The organism is Psychromonas sp. (assembly GCF_983033635.1).
Genome location: NZ_CEZLMY010000143.1, coordinates 1 through 9,062, shown reverse-complemented (window position 1 = coordinate 9,062; position 9,062 = coordinate 1). Strand labels below are relative to the sequence as shown.

The window sequence follows — 9,062 nt, the reverse complement described above, 5'->3', positions numbered from 1 at the left end:
GTACATAAGCCGTTTTGATTCCTTTAGTTTTACATACTCTTAACATCGTCCGCTGCCAAACAGAATGGTCATTGCTAAGAAAAATTATATTCACCTTTTTTGAATCTAGAACCAAGTGATAAAAAATATACAAACCATAAGAAAACACGAATCTGTCTAGCCTACATAGCAACATTTGTTTTCTAAAAACATCTTCCTCAATAAAGTATTTGTATATAACTAAAGGAATAAAAAAAATAGAAATCAAATATGGCCACATCTCAAATGAATCATTGTTTAAGCGATTTGTCTGATTACCAAATTTTATATGGCTCGCTTTAACGCTCAGATTTAACTTATCAAGGGCTAAAAATTGATTCCTAGTTCCAGACATAAGCAGCACTCGAGAGTTAAACTTGGACAACTTGCATTTAAAATAAAGCACAGACATTAGCACATGGAAAAATAGCCTAATAACTCCTTCGAGTATACCCAGCTTACCAGATGATGTAATTTCAACCTGATTTATTTCTTTTGATGATATATCCCAATTAAGATCGAATATATCGAGTTTAACTATCCCTTTTAACAAACAAAATTCCTTTTAAACCTTTTTTAATTGCTTCAATAAAACCATCTAAAGTAGATTCAAGACCTCTAAACTTTTTAAATCCATCATTTCGATCAGTAGATATCATTGAAGTTAATATTCTTACATTGTTTACAGATGCTTGTTTAAAAACATGCTTATTACGATATTTCGCAAGGTCACAGAGCAAACCTAAAGAGAGATTTTTCATATACTCTTGATAGCAAGGAACTGATATTTTTATGGGTAGACTAATCCCATAGTCACATCCCCTTCCATCCTGTTCCAATAAATATGATATTTTACGCCTTTTCAACATCGACACGTGAGCATGAACCCTAAATCCGACATGAAGATCTGCGTCATCATAAACGCTCAAGCCTTCATTTTTGTTCTTATATATAAAATCGACTTGAAGTCCCATGTCAGATGATAATTTATAGATAATATCGTTTTTCCCATGTAAAGCCACAACAATAGAGGCCTCCGGAAATAATATTTTCAATTCAGTGATTAATTGAGAAAATGCGTTTTTATACGCAATTCCTCTATGCGGGTCTGAAACAACAATTTTTTTCACTTCTGTTAGTGTGTCGAATTCTACATATTCAAAATTCTTATCATAGAAAGCAACGTCACCAGTGAAGGATAGATTTTTAGCTCCAATTTTATTCAGATAGTTGTAGCTTAAACTGCCACGTACACCAAAATGAATTGCGCTGTTACTTAAAGCGATAAGTGTTTTTTCTGATTCATCTACAAGGTAATCATCCATATCAGAGAGAGATGATACATCTAATGCAGTACCAGATGAGACTATATACATTGGTTTATTTGCATCTATCAATTTGTCTACAAATGGATACTCTTTTTTCGAAAAGTTTGGCCTGATTGCCAAACATGCAAAGATAATCGCATCCGAGCTTGCTATTATTTCTGCAACTTCATTCGTATATTCCTGCTCTCTCCATATTGTAACAATCTCATGTTCAAATTCAGAAGTTTCCCTAATTAGGGAGATCAGGGAGTTTGTAATGAGTTGATCTCCAATATTTTGACTCCCTGTTTGAGGGTAAGTCGTGATCAAAATATATTTTTTCAATTTATTAAACTCTATAAAAATTAAACCAAGGCATTGAAACTAATCGCTTTGAAGCAAAAAACACAGCTACTAGTCTTAATACCGCACTAAATAAGCCTGAAATCACAGGTGCATATATACCATATTCTTCGATTAACAAAAGTGTTAGCACAATTCCAAAAACACCAGTTGAAACTGAAATGGAAGAAAGCACCCACAATTTTTTCGAATATAATATATAGTTAACAAAGGCTAGATATAAACCATTTAATACTTGAGATACCATTATGACTCTTACCAAATCTGCAGCTTGATGGTATTCAACAGAAGAAATCCAAACTACCACGTAATAGCCAACCCAAGATAATGGATAAGTTATTAATAAACACGCCAGAACAATTAACCAAGTTATTTTAACAACCCTTTTCTTTTCATTGGTATCATTGTTTTTTAAAATACGGAACAAGCTTGGATTTAGAGCTTTATTTACCCCATCAAATAATAGGTTTAATACTAACGACACTTGTATAGCAAGCATTAGTATTCCCACGCTTCTTTCATCCATAAACTTATTAACAATAATACGGTCTGAAAATGATATTATATATATTCCCAAAAGATGTGGGAGTATCCCTATGCCCTGGTTTAATAAGTCATTAATATAACTTTTTGAAATTTTCCTATTCTTATAATACCCATCTTTAAATAGAGAGAAAATACAACATGTAGAAATAATAATTATTACAAAAATATATGAATATATTCTCGACCGACTGTCATCAAATAAATAATAATATAAGACAAAAAATAATGTTATTAACAATACAGATTGCATGAGCTGTATGGTTGCGTATTTTATTGACTCATAATTAACTTGCCATTGGCCTAACCTAACTTTAATGAAATATGCAAATAGTGATGTCCATAGTGATAAGTGCAACGTTTCGACATTTACGTTTATGAGGTTTGATATATAATCATCAAAAACACAAACAGCTATGTATAAAGTCAAGAAGCTAGCAATAAGCACCAGGTTTGCATTATAAAAATACGCAGATCTATTTTCTGCTGTCACATTTTTATTATAATTAAACCGCAACAATGGGCCATTTGTTGATAGACCAACAAATATACAAAACATTCCAACCATAAGTTGAAACATTGCAATTGTGCCATACTCTGCGGGACTTAGATTGTGCGTAAGAAAAGGAGTCAAAATAAATGGCACTAATGCCACTATCATATTCCCTCCCGTATACACTACGATATTTATATTCCTCACAACAACCAATCTTTAATCATTTCTTTTTTCAGACCTGTTCCTGAAAATATATCTACATTAGCGGTTTCCCCAAGTACTTTATCATATAGCTTTGGTGCCATTCCAAAACCAGGTCTAATACTTCGTACATTTTCTGCAGTAAACTTTTCACCCGCTTTAATATCTTTTACGACATATAGTGAACGCCGAAACTTAGCATTACCTTTCTCTGCTTCGGTACGCTCATAATTTATTCGCCCGAGTGCCTGCCAAGCAGTTTTACTATCTTGACATAATTGTGCTAATTCATGGGGTTCAAGTGAGAAGCTATCATCTGCCCCGCCACCACTCCTATCCATAGTTACATGCTTTTCTATTAAACATGCGCCAAGCACCACAGAAGCCACTGCAGTTGCATTATCAATTGTATGGTCAGAAAGTCCAGACAACACATTAAAACGCTCAGAGATATCTGCGATTGTTCTTAAGTTATATTGTTCTGCAGGGGCTGGATAGCCACTCACACAATGCAGCACAACCAGCTCTTTACAGCCATTTTCACGAGCACAGTCAACCGCCTCTTGAATCTCAGTTTGATTTGCCATCCCCGTTGACATAATCATTGGTTTACCCGTTTGCGCAACCCGCTTAATCAGAGGTAAATCAATTAATTCAAAAGAAGCTATCTTATAAGCAGGCGCATCTAGCTCCTCCAACAAATCAACCGCACTGAAATCAAATGGTGAGCTGAAAATCGTGATACCTAACTGTTTTGCCTTTTCAAATAAAGGTTTGTGCCACTCCCACGGCATATGCGCACCTTTATATAATTCATACAATGTTTGCCCATCCCATAAACCACCGTGAATCTGAAACTCTTCAGAATCACAATCCATGGTAATGGTGTCATGAGTATAAGTTTGCAGCTTGATGGCATCAGCTCCAGCCTTCTTGGCTTCTTCCATAATCTGGTAAGCGCGATTAATATCACCATTATGGTTAGCTGAAAGCTCAGCAATGATGTATGGAGGGTGATCTAGACCAATTTTTCTGTTCTCAATCGTTATATAAGGTTTCATTACTATCTCAATGAATTGGAGGACGAATAAATGTATCAACAGCCGAATGTTGATAGTTGGCAACTGTAAAGAGCCTTTGAGAGGCTATATTTTCTTCTAACACGGTTGCTTGAATTGTAATGTCAGGGTGCATTATATCAATATATGCAAGCGCTTCTTTCGCATAACCTTTCCCAAAATACTGAGGGTCGATAAAGATGGAAAGCACATAGTTATCTTCAGACAGCCTATCTAAACGTAAAACGCCTATGCTATCTTTATCAAGTAGTGATTCAATAATATAAAAATAATCATGAATAGACTGCAGTTTAGCATGCATCCATTTCTGATGACCTTCCCATGTCGGCGGCTCGGGTATGAGTGCGTATTTTCGTGTTTCAGGCAAAATCTGCCACTCAAAAACCTGCTTAATATCGGACTTAGCGGCACACCGTAATGTAATTAAATTTGAGACATTGTTGCATAATGTATTAACGCACTGAGCAACACGTAATAAACCTAATCCATCACACAGTGACAAGTTAGCCACTCGCATTGTTGACCATGCATCAATCATAGTTTGATATGCGGGCAGTAAAGTCGCGATTATCTCGTCAAGATTCACCCGAATGGCTGCACCAGCCTGAACTAATTGAGCGCTTATTGTTTCTTGGTTTTCAGCCAAGGGAATAATAATACTCGGTATTCCTAAGCATGCCCGCTCCCATGAGGTACTGCCCGGCGCACCAATTGCAACCTGATGTGCTAACATCAGTTCAGCCATATTATCAACAAAATCAATATGATTAATCCAGGAAGGGTGTTGCTGACTAAAATGTTTCACGCTTTGATAATGAGGAGCCTTAGGGCTTAAAAGGACAGTTACAGACGGTTTATTACCAGGCATTTTTGACAAGGCTTCTAGCGTTTGTAAAGTTGCATTAGGCTGGTCAATTCCCCCCATACTAATAAGCATATTAACATTTGAAGGTAGTACAGAAGTCTCGAGTGCTTTCGCTCGATAAGCAATAAAATTTTGCTTGATCAATGCAAAATCGCAACCGGCTAACACAATGCTATTAGGGTTTGTCTCTTTGTATTCCAGAGGATCGCGTAAAAGAGTTTGGTCTAGTATTAAATCGGCTTGATGTTTACGTACCAAGTCATCAATAGCAAACACTTTACATAACAGGCTATTTTTTACAAAAAGCTCCCAGTCAGCATTTAAACCATAATGATCCACAATTAACAGATCAACATTATCAACCTGCCGGATAAGACTCTCGGCATCTTCTTGCCAAGGCACTTGTAACCAAGCTGCATAATCAGCACTGTTTTGTGGTGCTTGCCAATGAGTGGGGGTAACAAGCTCGTTTACTTCAAATCCCCCATTACGTACAAACTCTACTAAATCACCTTGCTGAGGGCGAGAGGCAAAACCAACAGTATGCCCCTGCTCTCTTAATGCATTAGCAAGTACAAGGCAGCGCATAATATGCCCGCTACCAATGTGTATCGATGCATCAGCCCGAATAACAACTTTCATAAATACACCTACAACACACTAAATAAAGATTCAGCGAGATCCCAATCTTCAAACGTATCTATATCCTGAACACGTTTTCTCGGCAAGATGACAGCTTTCGAGTGTTCGGCAAAAAAGGCTTTACCTGACAAAAAGGCAGAGGCCTTCCCCCAGTAAAACTGCCCTGCATCATGATAAGCTTCTTCTAAGTCTTGTGAGCGGGTATTCGCATGCTCTGGAGAAAACATGCTAACAGTGCCATCTTTACTTAATGAGATTGCGCGTTGAATAGGAAAAGGGAAGGTAGTTGCACTGAATGCATATTCTACATCCTCTGCAGAAATCTCCTTTAAACCTTGCTGAATATATTCAGGCAAAATAAATGGAGCTGTCGCATAGATACAACAAACTTTATCAACAGCCCATTGCTGCTCTTTACACCACGTAATTGCATGTTGCATAACATCTAGCGTGGTAGCAAAGTCATCGGCAATATCTGCTGGGCGTAAAAAAGGGACTTCTGCGCCATACTGCAAAGCAACATTCGCTATTTCTTGATCATCCGTTGAAACAATAATTTTATCAAAGCAACCAGATTGTTTTGCAGCCTCAATCGAATAAGCAATCATCGGCTTGCCATGAAAAAGCTTAATATTTTTACGCGGTATGCGTTTACTGCCGCCTCGCGCAGGAATAATTGCAATATTCATGGTTAACCTTGTAATATTTTAGTAAGTACTGCAACCACTTCATCCTGCTGCTCAAGTGTCATCAAATGAAACATCGGCAAAGAGATAGCTTCTTGATAATAGGATTCAGCTTCAGGAAAGTCGCCCGTTTGAAATCCCATATTTTGATAATACGGCTGAGTATGAACAGGGATATAATGCAGATTTACACCAATACCATTTGCTCGTAATTCATCAAACACCTGTCGATGAGATTTAGCAATATTGCCTAACTGAAGACGGATAACATATAGATGCAGACCAGAGTATGTTTCAGGTAATTGATAAGGAAGCCTTATCGGTAACTCAGCCAACAGTTCATTATAACGGGATGCTAATTTATGCCTCGCTGCAACAAACTCACTCAAGCGAGTCATTTGTGACACACCGAGTGCAGCCTGCAGCTCCGTCATGCGATAGTTATAACCAAGCTCTATCTGCTGGTAATACCAACCACCATCTGACTCTCCCACCATTAGATTTGGATCGCGAGTGATACCATGACTTCTAAATAGCGCCATTTTTTCTGCTAACTTATCATCATTAGTCAGTGCAGCACCACCTTCAGCAGTGGTGACAATTTTCACAGGATGAAAGCTAAACACCGTAATATCTGAATATATGCAAGCCCCAATTGGCGTATCTAAATAACGACCACCAATGGCATGTGAAGCATCTTCAATTACTTTAAAACCGTATTGCTTTGCTAATGCATTAATTGCCCGCATATCACAAGGCTGACCACATAGGTGCACTGCAACAACAACTTTAGGCAGTTTATTGTCAGCCTTCGCTTTAATTAACTTTTCTTCCAGTTTTATTGGGCATAAATTATAGGTACTGGCATCAATATCAACAAAATCGACCGTTGCGCCACAATACAAACCACAATTAGCTGATGCAACAAACGTAACAGGTGTTGTCCACAAGGTATCACCGGGGCCAACCCCCAATGATAAACAGGCAATATGCAAAGCGGACGTGGCACTATTAACTGCTAAAGCATGCTTAGCACCAGTAAAGTCTCTCAATGACTTTTCAAAAGCAGGTACTTGTGGTCCCTGCGTTAAAAAATCAGACTTTAATACATCGACCACAGCATCAATATCTTGTTGAGTAATTTCCTGCTTGCCATAAGGGATCATATTATTTAAGCCTTAAAAGTAGGGTCGACATGCTCAACAATTAACTGGCGAAGACCTTCAACCGTTTCCCATTCTGTATTAGTTCCTGAATTATATTTGAATCCAAAAGGAACTTTTTCTGCTTTGTGATGTGCAATGTACTCTTCCTCAGTGTAGGTGTATGAAACAGAAGGAAGAATTGCATAATACGGGCCCAAATCAATAGTGTTTAGAGAGTCGGTATCAGTGATCATCTCCTCATGCAATTTCTCACCAGGGCGAATACCTACATCACGTGTTTCACACTCAGGCGCAACCGCCTCTGCAATATCTAAGATTTTGTAAGAAGGAATTTTAGGAATGAAAATTTCACCTCCAAGATGGTTATCCAACGCAAACATCACTAAATTCACCCCATCTTGTAGTGAAATATTGAAGCGAGTCATTTCTTTATGCGTGATTGGTAGAACGCCATCTTTACGTTTATCTAAAAAGAAGGGAATAACAGAGCCGCGAGAGCCCATTACATTACCGTAGCGCACGACACTGAAACGGATATCCTTAGAGCCGCGGATATTGTTAGCAGCAGCAAACAATTTATCCGAGGCTAATTTGGTTGCACCATAAAGGTTAATAGGTGCACATGCTTTATCCGTAGATAACGCAACAACATCGTGTACGCCACAAGCAAGTGCAGCATGAATTACATTTTCTGCCCCATCAATATTAGTACGAATACATTCCGTCGGGTTATATTCCGCAGTATCAACCTGTTTAATTGCTGCAGCATGAATAATGACATCAACGCCTTCACATGCTTGCGTCAAACGCTCTTTATCACGCACATCACCGATAAAAAAACGCAGCTGAGGAAAATCAAAATGCGGGTATTGTTGCTTAATAACCGACTGCTTTAGCTCGTCTCGGGAATAAATAATAATCTTTTTAACGTCAGGGTAACGTTCTAAAATTGTTTTTATAAATTGCTTCCCAAAAGAGCCTGTACCACCGGTGATTAATACTGTTTTATTGTTTAACATATCATGTCCAAATTATTATTTTATGTAAAATTAATTACGCAATAGCAAGATCAAAGTCACTGTTTGATTTGTAATTTTTTGTTGCTCTTGAACCAGACAATAGTAATATCTTGATTATTTGCTGCGAGTTTCTGTATTGACGCAATTATCTCTGCTTGATTGATCATACATACTCCAATGAACTTGAATGGGAAGCGACTGAAGCTACACTTCCGTCATTCCCACTCTATCTGTGCATCTGTTACTTTTTTTAACTCTTTTGCTAGCGCTTGTTTTGCCGACTCTTCACCATGCACCAGGTTGATTTTGCCTGGTTTATAACGCATGCGTTTGACGAAGTTTACCAGGTCGGTTTGATCCGCATGGGCTGAATATCCGCTTAGTGTATGGATTTTTGCGTGAATATCAATTTTTTCACCATCCAGGAAAACATAACCGCCTTTGGGGCCGTACTTTTGAATGTCTCTTCCCGGGGTGCCTTTACCTTGATAACCAACAAACAAAAGATCGGTCTGTTTTTTATCAAGCAATGCTTTCAGGTAGTTAACGATTCGCCCACCGCTACACATACCACTGGCTGCAATAATAATGGCAGGTTCACCCGTTGAAGCTAAGCGGGAAATTAATGCCAAATGATCCTGATGACTTTCAATGGTGATTAAGTTTGCAAAATTTAG

General features: G+C 37.9%; 9 protein-coding genes. All 9 read right to left on the bottom strand.

Features of this window, described 5'->3' with window-relative positions:
• On the bottom strand, positions 1-571 hold a 571-nt coding region (locus AC4GME_RS14745; protein WP_490379654.1), incomplete at its 3' end, for a hypothetical protein.
• The gene (locus tag AC4GME_RS14740; RefSeq protein ID WP_490378665.1) at positions 552-1,670 is read right to left on the bottom strand and encodes a polysaccharide pyruvyl transferase family protein; all 1,119 of its coding nucleotides are present in this window, start codon (positions 1,668-1,670) and stop codon (positions 552-554) included. The genes AC4GME_RS14745 and AC4GME_RS14740, both read right to left, overlap by 20 nt.
• Positions 1,671-1,674: 4 nt before the next feature.
• Positions 1,675-2,910, bottom strand: a complete 1,236-nt coding sequence (locus tag AC4GME_RS14735; RefSeq protein WP_490379655.1) for a lipopolysaccharide biosynthesis protein — start codon at positions 2,908-2,910, stop codon at positions 1,675-1,677.
• Positions 2,911-2,927: 17 nt separating this feature from the next.
• On the bottom strand, positions 2,928-3,989 hold the full coding sequence (gene pseI / locus AC4GME_RS14730; protein ID WP_490377632.1) for a pseudaminic acid synthase: 1,062 nt from the start codon (positions 3,987-3,989) through the stop codon (positions 2,928-2,930).
• 7 nt (positions 3,990-3,996) lie between these two features.
• Positions 3,997-5,514 carry a UDP-2,4-diacetamido-2,4,6-trideoxy-beta-L-altropyranose hydrolase gene (gene pseG / locus AC4GME_RS14725; protein WP_490377631.1) on the bottom strand — a complete coding sequence of 506 codons (1,518 nt, stop codon included), beginning with the start codon at positions 5,512-5,514 and terminating at the stop codon, positions 3,997-3,999.
• Positions 5,515-5,522: 8 nt separating this feature from the next.
• Positions 5,523-6,203, bottom strand: coding sequence for a pseudaminic acid cytidylyltransferase (gene pseF / locus AC4GME_RS14720; RefSeq protein WP_490377630.1), 681 nt, complete (start codon positions 6,201-6,203; stop codon positions 5,523-5,525).
• Between the two features lie 2 nt (positions 6,204-6,205).
• A complete protein-coding gene (pseC, locus tag AC4GME_RS14715) occupies positions 6,206-7,366 on the bottom strand; it encodes a UDP-4-amino-4,6-dideoxy-N-acetyl-beta-L-altrosamine transaminase (protein ID WP_490377629.1) in 1,161 nt (386 codons plus the stop codon).
• Positions 7,367-7,371: 5 nt separating this feature from the next.
• Positions 7,372-8,385: a UDP-N-acetylglucosamine 4,6-dehydratase (inverting) gene (gene pseB / locus AC4GME_RS14710; protein ID WP_490377628.1), complete on the bottom strand. Its 1,014-nt coding sequence runs from the start codon at positions 8,383-8,385 to the stop codon at positions 7,372-7,374.
• Between the two features lie 215 nt (positions 8,386-8,600).
• On the bottom strand, positions 8,601-9,062 hold a 462-nt coding region (locus AC4GME_RS14705), incomplete at its 5' end, for an MBL fold metallo-hydrolase RNA specificity domain-containing protein (RefSeq protein WP_490379653.1).